General features: G+C 68.2%; 21 protein-coding genes. 14 read left to right on the forward strand and 7 right to left on the reverse strand.

Going from position 1 to position 21,197, the window contains the following annotated elements; all coding sequences use genetic code 11:
- Positions 1-61 precede the first annotated feature (61 nt).
- From EJP69_RS22880 to EJP69_RS22895, 5 genes are all read left to right on the forward strand, one after another.
- Positions 62-694 carry a hypothetical protein gene (locus tag EJP69_RS22880; protein WP_126472610.1) on the forward strand — a complete coding sequence of 211 codons (633 nt, stop codon included), beginning with the start codon at positions 62-64 and terminating at the stop codon, positions 692-694.
- Entirely contained in the window at positions 691-1,167 is a 477-nt protein-coding gene (locus tag EJP69_RS22885) for a hypothetical protein (RefSeq protein WP_126472611.1), read from the forward strand. Before EJP69_RS22880 ends, EJP69_RS22885 begins: the two co-directional genes overlap by 4 nt.
- Positions 1,164-2,000, forward strand: coding sequence for a hypothetical protein (locus EJP69_RS29555; protein WP_170217212.1), 837 nt, complete (start codon positions 1,164-1,166; stop codon positions 1,998-2,000). Before EJP69_RS22885 ends, EJP69_RS29555 begins: the two co-directional genes overlap by 4 nt.
- Positions 1,997-4,120, forward strand: a complete 2,124-nt coding sequence (locus tag EJP69_RS22890; RefSeq protein ID WP_170217213.1) for an SdrD B-like domain-containing protein — start codon at positions 1,997-1,999, stop codon at positions 4,118-4,120. Before EJP69_RS29555 ends, EJP69_RS22890 begins: the two co-directional genes overlap by 4 nt.
- 107 nt (positions 4,121-4,227) lie before the next feature.
- Positions 4,228-4,539 (forward strand): hypothetical protein, encoded by a 312-nt coding sequence (locus EJP69_RS22895; RefSeq protein ID WP_126472613.1) that lies wholly within the window; start codon positions 4,228-4,230, stop codon positions 4,537-4,539.
- Between the two features lie 47 nt (positions 4,540-4,586).
- On the opposite strand, the gene EJP69_RS22900 is transcribed toward EJP69_RS22895, so the two are convergent.
- On the reverse strand, positions 4,587-5,717 hold the full coding sequence (locus tag EJP69_RS22900; protein ID WP_126472614.1) for a hypothetical protein: 1,131 nt from the start codon (positions 5,715-5,717) through the stop codon (positions 4,587-4,589).
- Positions 5,718-5,902: 185 nt separating this feature from the next.
- Positions 5,903-6,580 (reverse strand): TetR/AcrR family transcriptional regulator, encoded by a 678-nt coding sequence (locus EJP69_RS22905; protein ID WP_176947546.1) that lies wholly within the window; start codon positions 6,578-6,580, stop codon positions 5,903-5,905.
- 181 nt (positions 6,581-6,761) lie between these two features.
- Here EJP69_RS22905 and EJP69_RS22910 point away from each other — a divergent pair, with 181 nt between their 5' ends.
- Entirely contained in the window at positions 6,762-7,832 is a 1,071-nt protein-coding gene (locus EJP69_RS22910) for an asparaginase (RefSeq protein WP_093206052.1), read from the forward strand.
- Positions 7,833-7,914: 82 nt separating this feature from the next.
- Here the strand turns inward: EJP69_RS22910 and EJP69_RS22915 are convergent, their stop codons facing one another.
- A complete protein-coding gene (locus EJP69_RS22915) occupies positions 7,915-8,733 on the reverse strand; it encodes a phosphatase PAP2 family protein (RefSeq protein ID WP_126472615.1) in 819 nt (272 codons plus the stop codon).
- Between the two features lie 149 nt (positions 8,734-8,882).
- Here EJP69_RS22915 and glyQ point away from each other — a divergent pair, with 149 nt between their 5' ends.
- The 6 genes from glyQ (at position 8,883) to EJP69_RS22945 (ending at position 14,971) form a co-directional block, all read left to right on the forward strand.
- Positions 8,883-9,791, forward strand: coding sequence for a glycine--tRNA ligase subunit alpha (glyQ, locus tag EJP69_RS22920; protein WP_093205976.1), 909 nt, complete (start codon positions 8,883-8,885; stop codon positions 9,789-9,791).
- 15 nt (positions 9,792-9,806) lie between these two features.
- Entirely contained in the window at positions 9,807-10,358 is a 552-nt protein-coding gene (locus tag EJP69_RS22925) for a metal-dependent hydrolase (RefSeq protein ID WP_093205974.1), read from the forward strand.
- Positions 10,359-10,456: 98 nt separating this feature from the next.
- Complete coding sequence (glyS, locus tag EJP69_RS22930) at positions 10,457-12,589, forward strand: glycine--tRNA ligase subunit beta (RefSeq protein ID WP_126472616.1); 2,133 nt, start codon at positions 10,457-10,459, stop codon at positions 12,587-12,589.
- 40 nt (positions 12,590-12,629) lie between these two features.
- Positions 12,630-13,208 (forward strand): D-glycero-beta-D-manno-heptose 1,7-bisphosphate 7-phosphatase, encoded by a 579-nt coding sequence (gene gmhB, locus EJP69_RS22935; protein ID WP_093205970.1) that lies wholly within the window; start codon positions 12,630-12,632, stop codon positions 13,206-13,208.
- On the forward strand, positions 13,208-13,981 hold the full coding sequence (locus EJP69_RS22940) for a lysophospholipid acyltransferase family protein (RefSeq protein ID WP_093205968.1): 774 nt from the start codon (positions 13,208-13,210) through the stop codon (positions 13,979-13,981). Before gmhB ends, EJP69_RS22940 begins: the two co-directional genes overlap by 1 nt.
- Positions 13,982-14,029: 48 nt before the next feature.
- Complete coding sequence (locus tag EJP69_RS22945; RefSeq protein WP_126472717.1) at positions 14,030-14,971, forward strand: M48 family metallopeptidase; 942 nt, start codon at positions 14,030-14,032, stop codon at positions 14,969-14,971.
- 703 nt (positions 14,972-15,674) lie between these two features.
- Here the strand turns inward: EJP69_RS22945 and EJP69_RS22960 are convergent.
- The 4 genes from EJP69_RS22960 to EJP69_RS22975 form a co-directional block, all read right to left on the reverse strand.
- On the reverse strand, positions 15,675-16,445 hold the full coding sequence (locus tag EJP69_RS22960; RefSeq protein ID WP_126472617.1) for an SDR family oxidoreductase: 771 nt from the start codon (positions 16,443-16,445) through the stop codon (positions 15,675-15,677).
- A gap of 77 nt (positions 16,446-16,522) precedes the next feature.
- Positions 16,523-17,443 carry a pseudouridine synthase gene (locus EJP69_RS22965; protein ID WP_126472618.1) on the reverse strand — a complete coding sequence of 307 codons (921 nt, stop codon included), beginning with the start codon at positions 17,441-17,443 and terminating at the stop codon, positions 16,523-16,525.
- Positions 17,440-18,750, reverse strand: coding sequence for a leucine-rich repeat-containing protein kinase family protein (locus EJP69_RS22970; protein WP_126472619.1), 1,311 nt, complete (start codon positions 18,748-18,750; stop codon positions 17,440-17,442). The genes EJP69_RS22965 and EJP69_RS22970 overlap by 4 nt, the downstream gene beginning before the upstream one ends.
- A 9-nt stretch (positions 18,751-18,759) precedes the next feature.
- The gene (locus EJP69_RS22975; protein WP_126472620.1) at positions 18,760-19,839 is read right to left on the reverse strand and encodes an MBL fold metallo-hydrolase; all 1,080 of its coding nucleotides are present in this window, start codon (positions 19,837-19,839) and stop codon (positions 18,760-18,762) included.
- Between the two features lie 128 nt (positions 19,840-19,967).
- Here EJP69_RS22975 and EJP69_RS22980 point away from each other — a divergent pair, with 128 nt between their 5' ends.
- Both EJP69_RS22980 and can read left to right on the forward strand, forming a co-directional pair.
- On the forward strand, positions 19,968-20,387 hold the full coding sequence (locus EJP69_RS22980) for a MerR family transcriptional regulator (protein ID WP_093205958.1): 420 nt from the start codon (positions 19,968-19,970) through the stop codon (positions 20,385-20,387).
- 27 nt (positions 20,388-20,414) lie between these two features.
- Positions 20,415-21,155 (forward strand): carbonate dehydratase, encoded by a 741-nt coding sequence (gene can, locus EJP69_RS22985; RefSeq protein WP_093205956.1) that lies wholly within the window; start codon positions 20,415-20,417, stop codon positions 21,153-21,155.
- Positions 21,156-21,197: the final 42 nt, after the last annotated feature.

Consider the following 21,197-nt stretch of genomic DNA (forward strand, 5'->3'; position numbering starts at 1 on the left):
CCATCGCAATGGGAAGAAGGCGGCCTGGCGCCGCCTTTTTTTCCGCCTCGGGAGAAGCACCTTGAAATCGCGTCGCTCTTCGTTCGAACAGCTCCGCCTCGTGGCGTGCCTCGCGGCCGCTCTCGGCGCGCAGGCGTCCGTGCACGCGTACACGGTTGGCATCGCCCCCGCATCGCGCTCGCTGTACCTGCAGGTCGGCGTCGGCACCATGACGCAGGGCAGTCCCAACACCGCCGGCAACAACACGACGCGCAACAACGTGACCGTGACCGTGCCCGCGGCGGCGCTGTTCACCGGGGCCGCGCAGACGATGCAGACCGACAGCACCGTCATGATCAGCCCCATCGACGGCGCTAACTACTGCACTCCCGCCGGCAAGGTCTACATCGGCAGCTTCTTCCGCACCAACAGCAACTCCAACAACAGTGCCACGCTGACCGTCAGCACGCCCGCGACCCTCACCAGCGGAAGCGCGACCATCCCGTTCAGCACCATCGCGTGGACCGGCACCGGCACCGGCCAGTACGACTCGGAGATCCCGAGCGGTTCGTTCAGCAGCACGCTGCTCACGCTGGTCTCGGTGGACAAGAACACATGGTCGGAAAGCTGCCTGCTGTTCACCTACACCAACCCCGGCATCATGCCGGCCGGTACCTTCACCGGCACGGCCACCTACACGCTGACGGCTCCATGAAGACCGCCCGTCGCGCGCTCACCGTCGCCGCCTTGTCCATCCTGGGCGCCCTGTTCGCCACGCAGGCGGATGCTGCCACCTACCGCGTGGACGACACCGGCACCGTCGTCAGCCAGGCGGTCACCCAGATGCGCTGGCGCCAGCCCGTGCCGGGTCGTATCGCGGACAACACCGTCGAAGCGCAGCTCTCCGTTGCGCTGCGCCTGAACCTGTCGCAGTGGGTGATGCGCCAGGCCCGCATCTACATGCTGCTGGCCCCCACCGAGAACGAGCGGCTGGTCGTCACCTGGCGCACGCAGGGCCGGCTGCTGCCCGGTTCGATGCGCGGCGGCGACCGCGTGCTGGTCTACGAGGGCGTGGTGCGCGAATCCTTCCTGCAGGAAACCATCCTGCTGAACCTCACCGCCGACGGCCGCGCGCTCGAGCGCGCCCAGTCGCTGAATTTCAACTTCGAGATCGAGATGACGCCATGACGCGCGCGATCGGACCTCTTCTTCTTTCCTCCCGTCTTCTGCGCGCACTGGCGCTGGTCGCGGCCCCCGCGTGGGCAGCCCTCTCCGCCATTCCCGCACAGGCCCAGTTCGCGCTGGCCGTCTCGCCCCCCCGCCTGGAGCTGACCGGCAAGCCCGGCGAGCGCGTACGCGACGTGATCGAGCTGACCCATTCCGACGCGCGCCAGGGCGAATACACCTTCAAGACCGCCGACTGGACGCTCAAGCCCGACGGCTCGGTCGATTTCAGCGACGAATTGGCGCCCGGCAGCTGCCGTCCGTGGGTGGCCATCGAGCGCCGCGAGATCAGCATCGCCGCCGGCAAGCCCTACCGCTACCGCTTCGAGGTGACGCCGCCGCCCGGCACGCCGCCGGTGGAATGCCGCTTCGCGGTGCTGATCGAGGGCAAGGAGCGCACCAACGCACCCGGCACGCCGGTGGCGATGGCCGCGCGCATCGGCGTCATCGCCTATGTGGCTGTCGGCGACGTGCAGCCCGTGCTCGATATCGCAAGCACGGCCGTGAAGCTGGTGAACGGCCAGAACCAGCCGATCCTGCGCATCCGCAACACCGGCACGGCGCACGGCCGGCTCGCGGGTTTCCTGAACGGCACCGATGCCAGCGGCGCGCGGCTCGAGTTCCAGCCGGCCACCACGCCCATCATGCCGGGCGAGACGCGCGAGATCGCACTCACGGCAAGCAAGCCCGGCGACGCCGACACAGCCGTGGCGGTGCGCTTTCCCGTCACCGTGACCGGTTCGCTCGAGTGGGGCAAGAGCGGCTCCTTCAAGGTCAACGAACGCTTCGCCCAATGAAGAAGCGGGCCCTGCGTACCGCGCTCGGACTCTGCAGCGCCGGCACGGCGCTGGCCGGCGCCGGCGCGTGGGCCCAGGGGCCGGCATCGGCGGGCGAGCCTCCGGCCGCCCCCGCGTACGTGGACCGGGTGCTCGAAGAGGGCGCGGTGGTGCCCCAGGCGGAGCCGCCCGAAGAGGCTCCCAGCACCGGCTGGCCGCGCGGATGGAGCGCCGAGCTGCAGTCCAACCGGCAGAGCAGCAGCGCCATCAAGACACAGAGCCAGACGCTGACCTTCTCCGGCTTTCTCGATACGCCCAACTACGGCACCTTCTCCGCCAACCTCAACCTGAACCGCAACCCCGCGCCGGTGTACGGCTACGGCGTGTTCGGCACCAGCGGCACCAGCTACACCGTGGTGCCCTTCACCTCGACCAACAGCAGCACCTGGCGCATCGACCAGCGCGCGATGCCCTTCGACGGCGGGTGGTTCGGCAACAGCGCCATCGGCAACATCAACATGGCCAGCACGCCGCTGGCGCGCGGCGTGGGCCGGGTGTTCATCCCCAGCCTGCCTATCGAAGGTGCGTCGGTGAGCATCGAGCAGCCCGGCCGCACGCAGTTCAATGCCTCGGCAGGACGGCTCGGCTACTTCGACGGACTGGCCTTCGAGGGCTTCTCCGCCGGGCGCGGCACCGCGGCCAGCGTCGGCGCGCAGACGCAGATAGCCGGCGGCGACGGCCCCGCAGCATTGGGCCGCGCCGATGCCGCGGTGCAGTTCGTCGAGGCCCGCAACGTCAACATCAATGGCCTGGCCGGCTACGCGCGCGACACCCGCACGATGTGGGGGGCCGTCTCGTGGCAGGGGCTCGCGCCCTGGGCCGACACGCTCGGCAGCGGAACCGGAGGCATCGGCGACCGCATCGGCGGCATGCGCGTGCAGGCCAACCTGGTGCACAGCGAGGGACGGCCGTCGGACTCGTCGTCGAAGGCAGCCTTCGATTCGGCTTCCGGCGGCTGGCTCGACGCGGCCTGGCGCACCGACTGGTTGCAGCAGAGCGCCTCGCTGTTCTACTTCCAGCCCTCGCTGCGCTGGGGCTCCGACACGCTGCCCAACAACCTGCGCGGCGCCTCGTGGCGCGGCGACATCTCCACCCGCCAGTGGCAGCTGGGCAGCAACATCGAAGTCAGCGACAGCGTGAGCGGCCCGGGACGCAGCTCTGTCTACGCCAACCTGTACGGCCGCTACCGCTTCGATTCGCGCGACGCCGTCTCGGGCAACCTGGCCGTGCGCAGCGGTTCCTACGCCGCGCAATCGGCCCAGGTGACGTGGGAGCACCAGTCCGACCTGGGCTTCACCCAGTGGCGAACCGACGTGGCGCACGGCGTCGAGATGCGAGTGCTGCGCACCAGCCTCGATCACGCCTGGCGCGTGGGCGAGGCGCAGACGCTCTCGACCTCGCTGGCCATCGAGCAATCGAACCGCGCGGGCACCAGCCAGCGCACCGTGTACTGGGGCGTGCTCGGCACCACGCCGCTCATGGCTGGTGCCCGGCTCGACCTGAGCCTGCGCGGCAGCAACAGCATCGGCGGCAACAGCTCGCGCTTCCTCAGCGCCAATGCGCGGCTGGCCTGGCCGCTGGGCGGCGGCTGGTCGTTCATCACGCAGTTCACCGCCTCGCGCGGACAGGAAGCGCTCGACCCCGCCGTGGTGTCGGCCCTGACTACCGCCACGCAGCAGCCGACGCTGGTCGTGCCGTCCACCCGATCGTTCATGCTGGTGCTTCGCTACGAAGGCCGTGCCGGCATGGCCAATGCGCCCATCGGCGGCATACCGGGCACCGGCGACGGCCGCCTAGAGGGCCACGTGTACTACGACCAGAACAACAACGGCCGCCGCGAGGCCAGCGAAGGCGGCGTTGCCGGCGTCACCGTGCGCATCGACCGCCGCTACGTCACGCAGACCGACGCCCAGGGCTTCTACAGCTTCCCGGCGGTGGCCGGAGGCAGCCACGAGGTCGAGGTGGTGCAGGACACCCTGCCGCTGCCCTGGAGCAGCGGCCCGGGCTCGTCCACGCAGCGCGTCGACATCCGCTTGCGCGGCACTTCCGTGTCCGACTTCGCGGTCCAGAAAGACCGCTGAGAAAAAAGCGGCCCCAGCCCTACACTTCCTCCCGTTCCTGCCGATATCCGGAGACCGGGCGCGCGCGCCGCGCCCGAACCTCATGTTCTTACGACGGATCGGGTCTTATGACGGGAAGTTGGCTTCAATCGGGGCGCGCCGCGCTGGCCGCGCTGCTGCTCACGCCGATGCTGAGCGTGGCGGAGAACGGCTTCGGCACCAACTCGGCGACCGCGAGGCTGCGCTTTACCGTGATCGTGCCGCCCGTGTTCCGCGTGCTGCAGGTCACGCCGACCGCCGACGGCTACGACTACCTCATCTGGACCAACATGAAGTCCGTCATGATCGGCGGGCGCGAATACCGCTTCACCCGGCTCGGCGAGAACACCGTGCGCGTGCCCACGGCGCCGGGTGACACCTGGGTCGTGCACGGGCTCTAGACACGCCTGCGCAACAAGAAAAGCCCCGCTCGCTGCGGGCTTGCCGCTCAGTTCCGGTCGCTGGTCTCGGTCCGGTCCGGCGACAGGCACAGCGGTCCCGTGCAGGCCGACGACCGGAAAAAGATCGGCGAGTCGGGTACGCCGAAGTAGCGGAGGCCGTTGGCCGTCTGCGCGTTCGCCTGTGCTGCATTGGCCTCCTGCAGGCCGAACACGGGGTCCGGGTTGTCGAGGAACTCGTATTCGAAGCTGCTCGACTGCGTCGTGTCCTTCACGTAGTAGATGTAGTCCTTCGATTCGCCGTTCGCGTCTTTCAGGAAGCGGTCCTTCAGCAGCCGGTAGCCTTGCGCACCCTGTTCCCGGATCTGTGCCTTGACGTCCTTCACTTCGCCGCCCACCACGCTCAGCGGGCTGATCACGGCCTTGAAGTGGTAGCGCGATGCGCTGCTCAGGTCTTTCAGGAAGAACTGGTAGCCGCCCTGGTTGACCAGGAAGGGCGTGGCCCACGGCCGGTAGCCGTTCGCGCCCTGCGCGTTCGCACGGCTCACGTAGTCGGCGACGTTCTCGGCATACAACTCGGCCGACACGTCGTAGGTGGCCGACGAGCCGAGATCCTTGCGGTAGAGCACGGCGAATTCGGGGTCGAGGTTGCTGTTGAGATCGATGGGCGCCAGGATCTTGAGCAGCACCATGCCCTTGGCTCCCTGTTCCTTCGCCTGCTGCAGCAGCGCCTGCAGTGCGGTGGTCTGCAGGATGTCGTAGGTCAGCCGCTTGTACTCGTAGCTGTAGGTGCTCTCCGTGTCCTTGACCAGCATGAAGCTGTCCTGCAGGCGCACGATGGTGCCCCCGGCCTCTCCCTCGAGGTAGCGGTAGCCGGCGGCGCCCTCCCGGTTGAGCAGCGCGATGTAGTCGTTGAAGCGCTTCTCGGCCGATTCGGTGTCCGGATCGCGGTTCTGCTCGAATTTCAGGAACTTGTAGCTCGCGGCAATGGGCGTGGGCGTCGGGGTCGGGTTGGGGTTCGGCTCCGGGTTGGGTTCGGGGCTCGGGCCCGCGCCCGGCCCCGGTGACGGAGGCACCCAGCCGACTGGCAGGCTCCCGAAGTTGCCGCCGCCTCCTCCACCACCGCCGCAGGCCACCAGTGCCGCCGTCGCGAGCGCCGCAAAGAACAATCTCGTTTTCATGATCCTCTACTCCTGTTTGTTCGTGATTCGCCGCCGCAAGAAAAAAGAGGGCGGGCGGCGAAGCGAGCGAAGGTAGGCGCGCGGGCACGCCCAACACAGTGCAGAAAGTCACTGCGTTGCAGGAAGCGCGAGGAATACGGGAGGGAGTTAAGACGAAAGGATTGGCCCCGGGGCAGGCCCCGCGCTCAGGCCTTGATGCCGCAGCCGTTGAGCACGAAGGCCACGAGCTCGCGCGCGATGGGTTCGCGGTCGATGGGCGCGTCGGGCGGCAGGCCGAGCATCACGCGCGTCTGGATCGCGTAGTCGGCATAGCTCTGGGTCATGGCCCAGATGTGCATCAGCAGGATGCGCGCGTCGAGCGGACGCATCTGGCCGCGCGCGATCCAGCCGTTGATCACGTCGATCTTGTTCTGCGTCCAGGCCCGCGCGTTGGGCCAGTAGCGGTCGAGGTTGCGCCCACCGTCGAGGATCTCGCGCGTGAAGAGGCGCGACATCTCGGGGCTGTCGATGGCGTGGTCGAGCTTCTTGCGGATGTAGTTGCCCAGCACCGTGGCGGGGTCGCTCGCGTCCTCGAAGGAGAACACCACCTTCCATGCGTGCAGCACCTGCATCAGCAGCTCTTCGTAGAGCTCTTCCTTGCCGGCGATGTAGTAGTGCAGCTGTGGCTTGGTGAGGCCCGCGCGCGCCGCGATGGCCTGCGTGGAAGTGCCCTTCAGGCCGTGCAGGCTGAACTCCGTGACGGCTGCGGTGCGGATCGCCGCCATGATGCGCTCGCGCCCCGGCCGTGCGCGCGACAGGGGCCCGTCTGGCGCGGGCATTTCCCGGGCGGGTGAAACGGGGAGGGCGGCGGGATCGGCGTTCATGGTGGCGGATGGGCGGTGCGGCGGTGCGGCGGTGCGCCCGGTCGATGGTAATACCACCGGCTCCACCGGCATCCCGCGCATGACCGCATGCCATGCCGGCATGGGCGCGGAGGGCATGCAGGCATGGTTCATGTATCGTCCTCGCCGCCTCGAAAGAATCCACTCAACACAGGAGTTCTACATGTACCTCTCTCCCCGTTTCCGTGCCTTCGCGGCCGGCGCCGCGCTGCTGGCCGCCAGCGCGCTCGCGCAGGCGCAACAGGCGCTGCCCAACGTAGTGATCCTCGCCACCGGCGGCACCATCGCCGGTGCCGGCGCCTCGGCCGTCAACAGCGCCACCTACGCGGCCGCCAAGGTCGGCGTCGAGAAGCTCATCGCCGGCCTGCCGGAGCTCTCGAAGGTTGCCAACGTGCGCGGCGAGCAGGTGTTCCAGGTCGCATCGGAAAGCCTGACCAACGACAACCTGCTGACGCTGGCCAAGCGCGTGTCGGCGCTGTCGAAGCAGTCGGACGTGGATGGCATCGTCATCACCCACGGCACCGATACGCTGGAAGAAACCGCCTACTTCCTCACGCTGACCGTGCACACGAACAAGCCGATCGTGGTGGTCGGCTCGATGCGCCCGGGCACCGCGCTGTCGGCCGACGGCGCACTGAACCTGTACAACGCCGTGAACGTGGCGGGCAGCAAGGACGCAATGGGCAAGGGCGTGCTCGTGACGATGAACGACAACATCGACACCGGCCGCGACGTGAGCAAGAACGTCAACATCAAGACCAGCGCCTTCTCCAGCCAGTGGGGCCCGCTGGGCATGATCGTCGAGGGCCGCAACTACTGGTTCCGCGCGCCGGTCAAGCGCCACACCATGAACTCGGAATTCGACATCGACAGCATCACCACGCTGCCGCCGGTGGAGATCGCCATGGGCTACGAGGGCGTGAGCTCGGTGGCCATCGACGCCATCGCCAAGAGCGGCGCCAAGGCGCTGATCCATGGCGGCACCGGCAACGGCTCGGTGGCCGATCGCATCGTGCCGAACCTGCAGAAGGCCCGCTCCGACGGCGTGATCGTGATCCGCAGCGCCCGCGTGCCCGACGGCTTCGTGATCCGCAACGCCGAGCAGCCCGACGACAAGTACGACTGGGTGGTGGCGCACGACCTGCGCCCGCAGAAGGCGCGCATCCTGGCGATGGTCGCCCTGACCAAGACCAACAACACCAAGGAACTGCAGCGCATCTTCTGGGAGTACTGATCTCCTCTGGGGGCGTCTTCGGCACCCCGTGCGTACCGGGCCGCAGCGGTGAAAGCCGCCGCGGCCTTTTCTTTTTTCCTGCCTATCGGCGTCCCGTTCCGCGATGGTGCCGGGCGTACTCGATGCTCGCGATGCAGATCGCCAGCCATGCGGTGCCCGAGCACAGCCCCGCGAGCACGTCGCTCGGGAAGTGGGCCCGCACGAAGATGCGGCTGCAGGCCACGGTGACGATCACGGCGGTCGCGGCCATCACCGAAGGCACCCGCCAGCGCGCCGGCAGCATGCGCAGCCCCAGGTAGCCCAGCATGCCGTAGAGCACCATCGAGCCCGAGCTGTGGCCGCTCGGAAAGGAATAGCCCGACACCTGCGCGAAGCCGAAGTCGTGCACCGGCCGCGCGCGCTCGAAGATGTGCTTGAGCATGTGGTTCAGCACCGCATTGCCGACCGTGGCCGCGACCCAGCCGGCCGCGAAGCCGCGATGTCCGCGCAGCCATAGCGCCACCGCCACGCCGGTGCACAGCAGCACCACGGTGATCGGGTCGGCCAGGTGGGTGAGCCACGAGAACACCTCGCGCACTGCCGGCGGGGTATGGATGCCCACCGAATGGCTGATCGTCTCGTCCAGCAGGCCCATCGGCCGGCCGTCGCCCAGGCCTTCGGCCACTTCGGCGAACCCCCAGGCCAGCGCCAGCACGGCCGCGGCGCCGATGGCCAGCCCGCCGAACAGCAGCCCGGTGCCCGGCTCGGGCTGCGCCGCGCGGCGGCGCCGCAGGTGTTCGAAGCTCCAGGCGGCGATGCCGGCGACCAGGGTCAGCAGGGCGAGAAGAACCAGGAATCCGGGCCAGGCCTGGGCGCCGACGCGTTCTCCCAGGGCGATCAAAGCGGCATGGTCAACGGGCATGGAAGACAGAGGGGGTTTCGGGGCGGGGGCGGGTGGGCAAAGGGCGAGAGCATAGCGGCCCGCTCCTGACTGCCCGCTGCCTCGTAAAATAGCCGGCTCGTTGCGCCGCGGGTTCTTCTCCCGCCGGGCGGCCGCCTTCACGCAGATCCATGCTGACCTTCCAACAAATCATTCTCAAACTGCAGTCGTACTGGGCCGACAAGGGCTGCGCGCTGCTGCAACCGTACGACATGGAAGTGGGCGCGGGCACCTCGCACACCGCCACCTTCCTGCGAGCCCTCGGCCCGGAGCCCTGGAAAGCCGCCTACGTGCAGCCCAGCCGCCGACCCAAGGACGGCCGCTACGGCGAGAACCCCAACCGCCTGCAGCACTACTACCAGTACCAGGTCGTGCTGAAGCCGGCGCCCTCGAACATCCTCGAGCTCTACCTCGGCAGCCTCGAAGCCCTGGGCTTCGATCTGAAGAAGAACGACATCCGCTTCGTGGAAGACGACTGGGAGAACCCCACGCTCGGCGCCTGGGGCCTGGGCTGGGAGGTCTGGCTCAACGGCATGGAAGTGACGCAGTTCACCTACTTCCAGCAGGTCGGCGGCATCGACTGCAAGCCCATCACCGGCGAGATCACCTACGGCCTGGAGCGCCTGGCCATGTACCTGCAGGGCGTGGACAACGTCTACAACCTGACCTGGACCGACGGCCTGAGCTACGGCGACGTCTACAAGCAGAACGAGGTCGAGCAGTCGACCTACAACTTCGAGCACAGCGACGCCGAGTTCCTGTTCACCGCCTTCAATGCGCACGAGAAGCAGGCGAAGCACCTCATGGAAGCCCAGCTCGCGCTGCCCGCCTACGAGCAGGTGCTGAAGGCCGCGCACAGCTTCAACCTGCTCGACGCGCGCGGCGCGATCAGCGTGACCGAGCGCGCCGCCTACATCGGCCGCATCCGCAACCTCGCGCGCAGCGTGGCGCAGAGCTACTACGACAGCCGCGAGCGCCTGGGCTTCCCGATGGCGCCGCGCGAATGGGTCGCGCAGATCCCTCCCAAGAAGGCTGCCTGAAGCAGCTGTCGTCCCATGCCCACCGTCTTCACCCACGTCGCCGTCCCGGTCTGCGCAACCATTGCGCTGGGCACGCGGCGCGTGCCGGTCGCGGCGCTGCTGGCGGGCATGCTCGCTTCCATCGTGCCCGACTTCGACGGCCTGGCCTTCAAGCTCGGCATCGCCTACGGCGGCATGTCGGGGCACCGCGGCTTCACGCACACGCTGGTGTTCGCGCTGCTGCTGGGGCTCGCCGGCTGGTGGCTCGCGCCCCGCTGGGGCATGCGCCGGGCGGCGGGGTGGGCGTGGATCTCGCTGTGCACCGTGTCGCATCCGCTGCTGGACATGCTGACCAACGGCGGCATCGGCATCGCCTTCTTCTGGCCGTTCAGCGACGCGCGCTACTTCAGCCCGTGGCGGCCCATCGAGGTGTCGCCGATCGCGCTGAAGAAGTTCTTCTCGCCGCGCGGCGCGCAGGTGCTGTTCAACGAGATGCTCACCGTGTGGGCGCCCTTGCTGGTGGCTTCGGTGGCCGTGCTCGTCGCACGCCGCAATGTGGAGCGGCGCACCGGCGCCGTCGCCGCATGAATCCGGTTCTTCCTCTTTCTTTCCCTTCCACGGCGCTGCCCAGTCGCGTGCCCGTGGCCGGTGCCGCTTGCGGCCCATTTCCTCCTACTCTCTGAGCCATGTCGTCTGCCAGCCTTCTTGTCGAACTGTTTGTCGAGGAATTGCCGCCCAAGGCGCTGAAGAAGCTCGGTGACGCCTTTGCCGGCGTGCTGCGCGACCAGCTCGCGGCGCAGGGGCTCGTGGAGCCCGGCGCCGTGCTGACCCCGTACGCCTCGCCGCGCCGCCTTGCCGCGCACATCACGCATGTGGCCGAGCGCGCCGCCGACAAGGCCGTGTCGCAGAAGCTCATGCCCGTGGCAGTCGGCCTCGACGCATCCGGCCAGCCCACGCCCGCGCTGCTCAAGCGCCTGGGCGCGCTCGGCGCCGATGCCTCCGCCGTGCCCGGCCTCAAGCGCGCCATGGACGGCAAGGCCGAAGCGCTGTTCTACGAAAGCACCGCCAAAGGCGCCACGCTGGCCGAAGGCCTGCAGAAGGCGCTGGCCGAAGCCATCGCCAAGCTGCCGATTCCCAAGGTCATGAGCTACCAGCTCGAAAGCGGCTGCGAGCTGCCGGGCTGGAGCAGCGTGAGCTTCGTGCGCCCCGCGCACGGCCTCGTGGCGCTGCACGGCGATGCCGTGGTGCCTGTCGAGGCGCTGGGCCTGAAGGCCGGCCGCGAAACGCACGGCCACCGGTTCGAGGCGGCGGTCGACCCGGTCGTGCTGCGCGATGCCAACAGCTACGCGCTGCAGCTGCAGGAAGAAGGCGCCGTCATCGCGAGCTTCGAGGCGCGCCGCGCCGAGATCGCGCGCCAGCTCGCGGCGGCCGCGGTGAAGGTCGGCGGCGGCTCGGTGCCCATCGAGGACGAAGCCCTGCTCGATGAAGTCACCGCCCTGGTCGAGCGCCCGAACGTGCTGGTCTGCAGCTTCGAGCGCGAGTTCCTCGAAGTGCCGCAGGAATGCCTGATCCTCACGATGAAGGCCAACCAGAAGTACTTTCCGCTGCTCGACGCGTCGGGCAAGCTCACCAACAGGTTCCTGGTCGTCAGCAACATCAGCCCCGACGACGCGAGCGCGGTCATCGGCGGCAACGAGCGCGTGGTGCGCCCGCGCCTGGCCGACGCCAAGTTCTTCTTCGACCAGGACCGCAAGAAGTCGCTGGCCTCGCGCGTCGAGTCGCTGGGCAAGGTGGTCTATCACAACAAGCTGGGCACGCAGGGCGAGCGCGTGGAGCGCGTGATGCGCATCGCGCGCGGCATTGCAGAAAGGCTCGGCGACGCGACGCTCGCCGCGCACGCCACGCAGGCCGCCCAGCTGGCGAAGGCCGACCTCGTGACCGACATGGTCGGCGAGTTCCCCGAGTTGCAGGGCATCATGGGCCGCTACTACGCGCAGCATGACGGTCTCGACGCCTCGGTGGCCGACGCCATCGAGGATCACTACAAGCCGCGCTTCGCCGGCGACGAGCTGCCGCGCAACACCGTGGGCCTCGTGGTGGCGCTGGCCGACAAGCTCGAGACGCTGGTCGGCATGTTCGGCATCGGCAACCTGCCCACCGGCGACCGCGACCCGTTCGCGCTGCGCCGCCACGCGCTGGGCGTGATCCGCATGCTGATCGAGAAGGACCTGCCGCTGGGGCTCGACGCATTGCTGCAAGACACCGCCGCGCAGTTCAGCGGCATCGCCGGTTTCGAGAGCAGCCGCGCCACCGGCGAACTGCAGGACTTCATCCTCGACCGCCTCGCCGGCTCCCTGCGCGAGCAGGGCGCCAGCGCCCAGGAGGTCGAAGCCGTGCTGGCTCCGCGCCCGCAGCGCCTGGGCGAAGTGCCCAAGCTGCTGGCCGCCGTGCGCGCCTTCGCGGCCCTGCCGGCCGCCGCCGCGCTGGCCGCTGCGAACAAGCGCATCGGCAACATCCTCAAGAAGGCCCCCGAGGCCGACGCGCACGTCAGCGAACTGCTGCTGCAGGAGCCCGCCGAGAAGGCCCTGCACGCGGCCATGGCGCAGGTCGTGCCCGCCGCCAACGCGCAGTTCGAGGCTGGCGACTACACCGCCTCGCTGCAGACGCTGGCCGCGCTGCGCGAGCCGGTCGACGCCTTCTTCGACGGCGTGATGGTCAATGCCGAGCAGGCCGACCTGCGCCTGAACCGCCTGGGCCTGCTGATGTCGCTGCACGCCGCGATGAACCGCGTGGCGCAGCTCGAACGGCTGGCCGTCTGACCCCGACCACGACGCCTCCACTACCAGGAGCGGCACCGCCATGAAACTCGTCATCCTCGACCGCAACGGCACGATCAACGTGCACCGCGAAGACTTCGTGAAGAGCGACATCGAGTGGACGCCGCTGCCCGGTGCGCTGGAGGCGGTTGCGCGCCTCAACCATGCGGGCTGGCACGTGGTGATCGCGTCCAACCAGTCGGGCCTGGGCCGCGGCCTGTTCGACATGGCCTCGCTCAACGCCATGCACGCCAAGATGCACAAGATGCTCGCGGCCGTGGGCGGCAAGGTCGACGCGGTGTTCTACTGCCCGCACAGCCCCGACGAGGACTGCGACTGCCGCAAGCCCAAGCCGGGTTTGTTCCTGCAGATCGGCGACCGCTACGGCATCGATCTCGAGGGCGTGCCGACCTGCGGCGACAGCCTGCGCGACCTGCAGGCCGGCGCGGCCGCCGGCTGCGAGCCACACCTGCTGCTCACGGGCATGGGCGCGGCCTGCCGCGGCGTCGATCCGCTTCCTTCCGAATACCCGGCGAACACGATGGTCCACGACGATCTCGCCGCCTTTGTCGACTTTCTGCTCGCGCGCGAAGCGCGGGACGCACTGCAGGTAGCTCTCTGATGGCGTTGTTCCGTTCCGTTCTCCACGCACTGTGGATGCTCGTCACCGTGGTGCCCTGGGGCATCATCATGTGCGTCAGCTCGCTCTGGAAGCGCGGCGTGCCGCTCTACTGGATGGCCGTGCGCTGGCTCGGCTGGGCCATCGGCGGCGCGCGCGTGCTGCTGGGCATCAAGACCCGCGTGAGCGGCATGGAGAACCTGCCGACCGACAAGCTCGCCGGCGCGATCCTGCTGGTGAAGCACCAGTCCACGCTCGAGACCTTCCTGATGCCCACGCTGATGCCGCACCCGCTGGCCTACGTGTTCAAGAAGGAGCTGATCTACATCCCCTTCTTCGGCTGGGCGATGGCACGGCTGGACATGATCCACATCGACCGCAGCCAGCGCGCGCAGGCCTTCAACAAGGTCGTGAACCAGGGCCGCAAGCTGCTCGCGCAGGGCATCTGGATCATCATGTTCCCCGAGGGCACGCGCATTCCGCGCGGGCAGAAGGGCACCTACAAGAGCGGCGGCACGCGCCTGGCCTGCGAGACCGGCGTGCCTGTGATCCCCATCGCCGTGACCTCGGCCAAGGTGTGGCCGCGCAAGGCCTTCATCAAGCGTCCGGGCGTGGTCGACGTGTCCATCGGCCCGGCCATTCCCAGCGTGGGCCGCAAGCCCGACGAGCTGATGCGCGAGGTCGAGGAATGGATCGAGGCCGAAATGCGCCGCCTCGACCCCGAGGCCTACGTCGACAGCTCCCCGCAGCCCGCGCAGCAGGAAGCGGTGAGCTGAGGAAGAAGAGAGAGAAAGCCCGCCATGGGGGGACTGCTCCGGTTCACGATGGACCTCTTCGAGGGGCTGGGCAGCGAATTCGCGCCACCGGCTCCCGCGCCGGCACGGCCGCGCCGGACCAGGAAGAAACCGGAGCCTCCGGTTGCTCCGCCGGCCGTCGTTGCGCCGGTCGAAGAACTGCCCGACCCACATGCGCCGCCGGCAGTGCCGCTGGCCGACACGCTGACGCTCGCGAACTTCGTGCATCCCCAGGCCACGCGCGAGGTGGTGCTCGGCTCAGCGCGCGTGGCTTACGAATTCAAGCGCGGCAAGCGCAAGACGATCGGTTTCCTGGTCGGGGCCGAAGGGCTGTCGGTGCGGGCGCCGCGATGGGTGGCGCTGCGCGACGTCGACGCGGCCATTCGCGAGAAGTCCGACTGGATCCTGCGCAAGCTGACGGAGACGCAGCAACGCCATGCGCGCGTCGAAGCCACGCGCATCGAATGGAAGGACGGCGCGGGGTTTCCCTTCCTGGGCGAGCAGATCGTGATGCGGCTCGATCCGAAGCACGGCTTTGCCGGCGTCGGGGGCACGCTCGATCCGGTCGAGGGCGACGGGCCCCGGGTCCTGAGGCTGGCCGTGTCGCAGAACGCCGAGCCCTCGCAGATCCGCGATGCCGCGCAGGCCTGGCTCATGCGGCAGGCGCGAAAGCTGTTCATCGAGCGGCTGGATCACTTCGCGCCGCTGCTTGGAGTGCGGTGGGAGAAGCTGTCGCTTTCCAATGCCGCCACGCGGTGGGGGAGTGCGAGTGCGGATGGGTCGATTCGGCTCAACTGGCGGTTGATTCACTTTCGGTTGGAGGTGATTGACTATGTCGTTGCGCATGAGCTTGCCCATTTGAGGGTCATGGATCACTCGCATCGGTTCTGGGAGACTGTGGAGAGTGTTTTGCCGGACTATGGGGTGTTGAGGCAGCAGCTTAAGGATGAGGCTGTTCCTCGCTGGAACTGATTGCTTTGTTTGGGTTTTTTCCCGGGGCCGGGACTCGCCCCGGCGGGCGACCTACTTTCTTTTGCTTCGCCAAAAGAAAGTAGGCAAAGAAAAGGCGACCCCACTGTCTGCGACCCCTTCGCTGCGCTACGGGGCAACCTGCGGTGCTCGCGTTTCGCGGGGTCTCGCAGAACTCGCTTCGCTCAGACAGCTGCGAGCCCTGATCCGCGAAACGCTGCGCTCCTCGGCGCAGCCAGAGGGGAGGGGAGATGTGCGGGCCATCGCGTTGCTCGGCCCCCAAGGCACAGCAGGCGCTTCGCGCCTGCTGTGCTTGGAATGAATCGTTGGTCTTGTTAGGGGCGCTGTAACCAAATACGTGGCCGAGCGAAGCGAAGGCCAGTCCAGGCTGTTCAGAAGGCCGAGCGTAGCGATGGCCTGCTCGGTCTCCAACTCCCTTCTGGCTGCGCCGAGGAGCGCAGACGTAGGAGGGATAAGGGCCGCAGCTGTCTGAGCGCAACGTAGTGGAGCGAGTTCTGCGGACCCCCTCCTACGTCGAGCACCGCAGGTTGCCCGTAGCGCAGCGAAGGGACGCAGACAGTAGGGTCGCCTTTCTTTTGCCTACGTTTCTTTGGCGAAGCAAAGAAAAGTAGGTCGGCCGCCGGGCCGAGACCCGGCCCCGGGAAGCAAGCACCCAGCAAACATCAGCACAGTGAACTGCAGCAGCTCACCGAGCATGCGTAACCCCCCCATCCACCACCAACGTAGACCCCATCACATAGTCCCCAGCCCGCGAAGCAAGGTAAATGGCCGCCCCCGCCATATCCTCCGGCACCCCGATCCGCCCAGCCGGAATCCTCCCCTTGATCTCATCCCCGTGATCCCGCGCCACCTTGTTCATGTCCGAAGCAAACGCCCCAGGCGCAATCGCACTCACCACGATGCGATCCTGCGCCAGCCGCAACGCCATGCGGCGCGTGAGCTGGATCAGTCCGGCCTTGCTCGCCGCATACGAATACGTCTCCTGTGGATTGATCGAGATCCCGTCGATCGAAGCGATGTTGATCACCTTCGCCAGGTGATCCGTCGCCGCCTTCTTCAGCATCGGCGTCAGCGCCTTGGTCAGGAAGAAGGGCGTCTTCAAGTTCAGGTCCACCACCTTGTCCCAGCCGCTCTCTGGAAACTCTTCATAAGGCGCGCCCCAGGCCGCGCCTGCGTTGTTCACCAGGATGTCCAGCGAGGCTTCGTGCTTCGCATAGGCATCGACCAGCGCCTGTGCGCCCTCGACGGTCGACACGTCCGCCGGCAGCGACACGCAGTGCCCGAAGGCCGACAGTTCCTTCGCCGTCTCGTCGCAGGCCGCGGCCTTGCGCGCAGAGATGTACACACGCGCGCCCTGGGCCAGGAAGCCCTCGGCGATCATGCGGCCGATGCCGCGCGAGCCGCCGGTGATCAGTGCGGTGCGGCCCTTCAGCGAGAAGAGTTGGGTGGTGTCCATGGTGCGGGTGTCTCCTGAATGAGTGATCGTGATCGGATTCAGGAAACGAGCTTAGTGCGCGCCGCCCCGCGCGCGCGTCACCTCGGTGTCAGCAGCAGGCTGCGGGGGCTGGTGAAGCTGCGGGGAGCGCCGGTCAGCGGATCGGAGAAGTCGAGCGACCGGGCCAGCAGCTGCATGGGCTTGTCGAAATCGTCGGCGCCCTCGGGCAGCAGCACGGGGTAGATCGGGTCGTTCACGATCGGCATGCCCAGCGCCATGCAGTGCACGCGCAGCTGGTGCTTGCGGCCCGTGATCGGCGACAGCCGCAGCAGCGCCTGGCCTTCGTGCACCCGCAGCACCTCGATGCGGGTCTCGGAGTTGGGCTCGCCGGGTTCCTCGCGCACGCGCATGAAGTGGTCGTCGTCGACCAGCCGGCTGCGATAGACCTCGGGCACCGACGACACGCCCTCGCGCCAAGGCACCACGGCCTCGTAGTGCTTGGTGATGCGCCGCTCGGGAAACAGCGACTGGTAGGCGCCGCGCGTGGCGGGCCGCACGGAGAACAGCACCAGCCCCGAGGTGCTGCGGTCGATGCGGTGCAGCGGCACGAGGTCGTCGAGCTTCAGCTTGCGCTTGAGGCGCACCAGCAGGCTTTCCTTCAGGTACTTGCCCTTGGGCGTGACGGGCACGAAAGGGGGCTTGTCGACCACCAGCAGCTCGTCGTCCTGGAACACGACCTGCTCCTCGAAGGGGATGGCCGTCTCGCCGTCGAGCGTGCGGTAGTAGTACACGCGCAGAGGCGACTGGTAGCGGCGCGTCAGGGTCACGGGCACGCCGTGCTCATCGACCACGTCTCCCGCCTCGATGCGCTCCAGCCAGGCTTCGCGCGTGATGACGGGAAAGCGCTCGATCAGGAACTCGGCGATCGTCGGCCAGGGGCCGTACGGCAAGCCGATGCAGCTCGGGCCGACGCCGTCGCGCGTGGGCAGCGGCAGCTGGGCTGGCCGGCGCCGGGTCATGGCGCGGAAGATGCCTGCTGCAGCAGCGACAGGGCTTCGGCGAACGTCGGGCGCATGGCGGGGGCGGGATGCAGGCAGCGGTCTTTCAGCACGGCCACCGATGCGGGGGCGGCGTCGGTGCAGCGCTCGAGCAATTCCTCGAGCAGGCAGCCGAAGGCGCGCACCTCCAGCGCCTGGAAGGCTCGCGCCTGTGCCGCGTCGAGCGAACCCGTGAGCCAGGCGGCGCCGAAGTCGCCCAGCCGTCCGCCGCCCTGGGCGTGCCAGAGGATGTTGTGTGCGTAGAGGTCGCCGTGAAGAATCCCGCGCGTGTGCAGGTGCCGCATGGCCGATGCGATGTCGCGGGCGATGCGCAGTGCCGTGCCGGATGTCCAACGCGCCTCGTCGGCATAGACGTCGCGCGTGCACGATGCGAGGCTCGGCGGCCCTGCAAGCATGGCGAACGCGGGATCGACCAGCGCCATCACCAGGCCTTCAGTGCCTTCGGGGTGGCCGTCGATGCGGCTCTGCGCGGCGATCAGCGTGGGGTGTGCGCCGGCCGCGATGCTGGCGGCCATTTCGCTGTGCGGCCAGCCGTCGCTTGTCACCGCGCCCTTGAAGAGCTTGACTGCCACGGGCTGCGCGGCGGCGCCGAGCGTGGCCCCGTGGATCACGCCCGAGGCGCCTTCGCCGAGCTTCTCGCCCAGTGTCAGTTCGCTCCAGTCGACATGCGGTACCGACTGGGCGACGATGGCCGCGTCCTCGGCTTGCGTGTCGAAGGGATTGCCCGCGCAGGCGAGCCACGACAGGCGCGGCAGCGAGGGCAGCCACTCGGGCAGGGCCTCGAAGCGATTGGCGGAGATGCGCAGCAGCTCCAGTTGCCTGAGCGCGGCCATCGACGCGGGCAGCGCATGCAGGCGGTTGCCCGCCAGCATCAGCTTCTGCATCCGCGTGCATGCGCCCAGCGAGTCGGGCAGTTCCTCGATTGCGTTGTCGGTGAGGATCAGCCAGCGCAGCGAGGGCGGCAGCGCCGCGGCCGGAACACTGCTGATGCGGTTGGCCTTGAAGCCGACGATGTCGAGGCCATGGCAGCGGCCTATCGATTCGGGCAGCGTGGTGAAGCGGTTGTCCGAGCAGAAGAGCACGCGCAGCCTGCGCAGGCGATGCAGGTCGTCGGGCAGGGCGTCGAGCGCATTGCCCGACAGGTTCAGCACCTCGAGCGAATCGGCAAGGTCGAAGACCTCGCGCGGGAACTCGGTGAGTCCGCACGAGAGGTCGATGCGTGTTGCGCCTGCCAGCCGGCCCGCGCGCAGCTGAGCCAGCGTGTCCATCCGCCGAGTCTAAGCCGTCGCGGCCACCGTGGCCTTGGGGCCGAAGCGGTAGATGCCGTCCTTGCCCAGCTCGCGCCGTACCTGGCCCGCGAACCAAAGCAGGTGAAGGTGCGCCACGGTTTCGCCCATCGCGAAGGTCATCTGGTGCAGATCGAGTTCGCGCTTGAACAGGATCGGCAGGCCCTCGGCGGCCGTCAGTGCGCGCGCGGTGCAGGCCTCGAGCAGTTCGGCGAGCCGGTCGCGGTGGTGCTCCTGCAGCTGCTCGACGCGGCGATGGATGCCCCGGAAGGGCTTGCCGTGCGAGGGCAGGCCCAGCGTGTCGGCCGGCAGCGACTTGAACCTCTCGATGCTGTCGAGGAAGAGGCGCAGCGAGTTCGCCTCGGGCTCGCCCGCGTGAACGCTCACGTTGGTGGAGATGCGCGGCAGCATCATGTCGCCGCCCAGCAGCAGCTTGAGCTCGTCGCAGTACAGCGAGATGTGCTCGGGCGCATGGCCATAGCCGCTGATGCAGCGCCAGGCGTGGCCGCCGATGTTCACTATGTCGCCGTCGAGCATGCGCACGAAGCTGTCGGGCACCGAGGGCACCATGTTCGCGTAGTAGTTGGTGCGCGCACGGATCTTCGCGACGGACTCGGGGTCGGTCAGGCCGTGAGAGGCGAAGAAGCGAGCGGCCTGCTCGCCGCCCGCCAGGGTGTCGCCGGCGGTGCTGAGCACGCGGGCCACGTGGTAGTCGGTCGAGCTGATCCACAGCGGCGCGTTCCAGCGCTTGCACAGCCAGTCGGCCAAGCCGATGTGGTCGGGGTGCATGTGCGTGACGATGACGCGCAGGATCGGCATGCCCTGCAGCTGCGTCTCGAACACCTGTTCCCACTGGGCGCGTGCCTCGTCGCGGGCGATGCAGCAGTCGACCACCGTCCAGCCCTCGACGCCGTCGATGCTGTCGCGCAGCAGCCAGAGGTTGATGTGGTCGAGCGCGAAGGGCAGCCGCATGCGGATCCAGCGCACGCCGGGTGCCACTTCCAGGGTCTGGCCGGGCTCGGGGAGCGTGTCGCCGAGGGGGTAGTGGAGTTCGCGTTCGAGGAGGTTCATGTAAGATTGACGTTTACGTAAACGTCATGAGTCAAGGGCACCATTGTAGGGATCGCGGCGCAAACCTGCTGTCGCGCCCGTAACGCCCCCAGCCAAGGCCATTTTTCCCGCCAGCCGCCATCGTCGTCATGCCCGCGCAGACCTTCACCATCAGCCAGCTCGCGAAGGAGTTCGACCTCACGACGCGGGCCATCCGCTTCTACGAGGACATGGGCCTGCTGGCCCCCGAGCGCGCCGGCCTGCAGCGCATCTACAGCACGCGCGACCGCGCCCGGCTCACGCTCACGCTGCGCGCCAAGCGCCTCGGCCTGAGCCTGACGGAGGCAAAAGATATCCTCGACATGTACGACAGCCCGCGCGATACCGTCGCGCAGCTGGAGAAGTTTCTCGGCGTGCTGGGTACCCACAGGGCCCAGCTCGAGGCGCAGCTGGCCGAATTGCAGGCCAACCTCGCGGAAGTGAAGGAGCACGAGAAGAAGGGGCGGGCGACGCTCGCCAAGGCGCAGAAGGCCGGCAAGGCCCCCAGACCGGCCGAAGCCAAGGCCTGATACACGACTCATCGACAATAGCCGACTATGTCCGACAAATCCGATACCCTCGACGACCTCTTCGCCCACAACCGCGCCTGGTCCGCCCAGATGGAGCGCGACCGGCCCGGCTTCTTCACCAGCCTGGTGAAGCAGCAGACGCCGCGCTACATGTGGATCGGCTGTTCCGACAGCCGAGTGCCCGCCAACCAGATCACCGGCCTGGAGCCGGGCGAAGTGTTCGTGCACCGCAACGTCGCCAACATCGTGGTGCACTCCGACCTCAACGCGCTCTCGGCGATCCAGTTCGCGGTCGAGCACCTGAAGGTCGAGCACATCATGGTGGTGGGCCACTACGGCTGCGCGGGCGTGAAGGCCGCGCTCAGCGGCAAGCGCATCGGCCTGGCCGACAACTGGATCCGCCACATCCAGGACGTGCGCGACCGCCACCACGTGATGCTCGAGAGCCTGCCCGACGAGGATGCTCGCGTCGACGCACTGTGCGAGCTCAACGTCGCAGAGCAGGTGGTGAACGTGGCCGTCAGCACCGTGATGGTCGATGCCTGGGCGCGCGGCCAGAAGGTCAAGATTCACGGCTGGACCTTCGGCGTGCACGACGGCCTGCTGCAGGACCTGGGCCTGAGCGTGGACGGCACCCAGCCGCTCGACGCCGCCTACAAGGCCACGGTGCAGCGCATCCGCCACAAGTGGAGCAAGCCGGGCGAGGTGGTGCGGTCGGTCGGGGCGCAGGGCACGCAGCCCAAGGCCGAAGGCACCGACCAGGCCTGACACAGAGCGGCCCGCCGCCTTCCCGTCCAGCCGCGCCTTCGC

The organism is Variovorax gossypii, from assembly GCF_003965815.1.
In the GTDB taxonomy this organism is placed as follows: Bacteria; Pseudomonadota; Gammaproteobacteria; order Burkholderiales; family Burkholderiaceae_C; genus Variovorax; species Variovorax gossypii.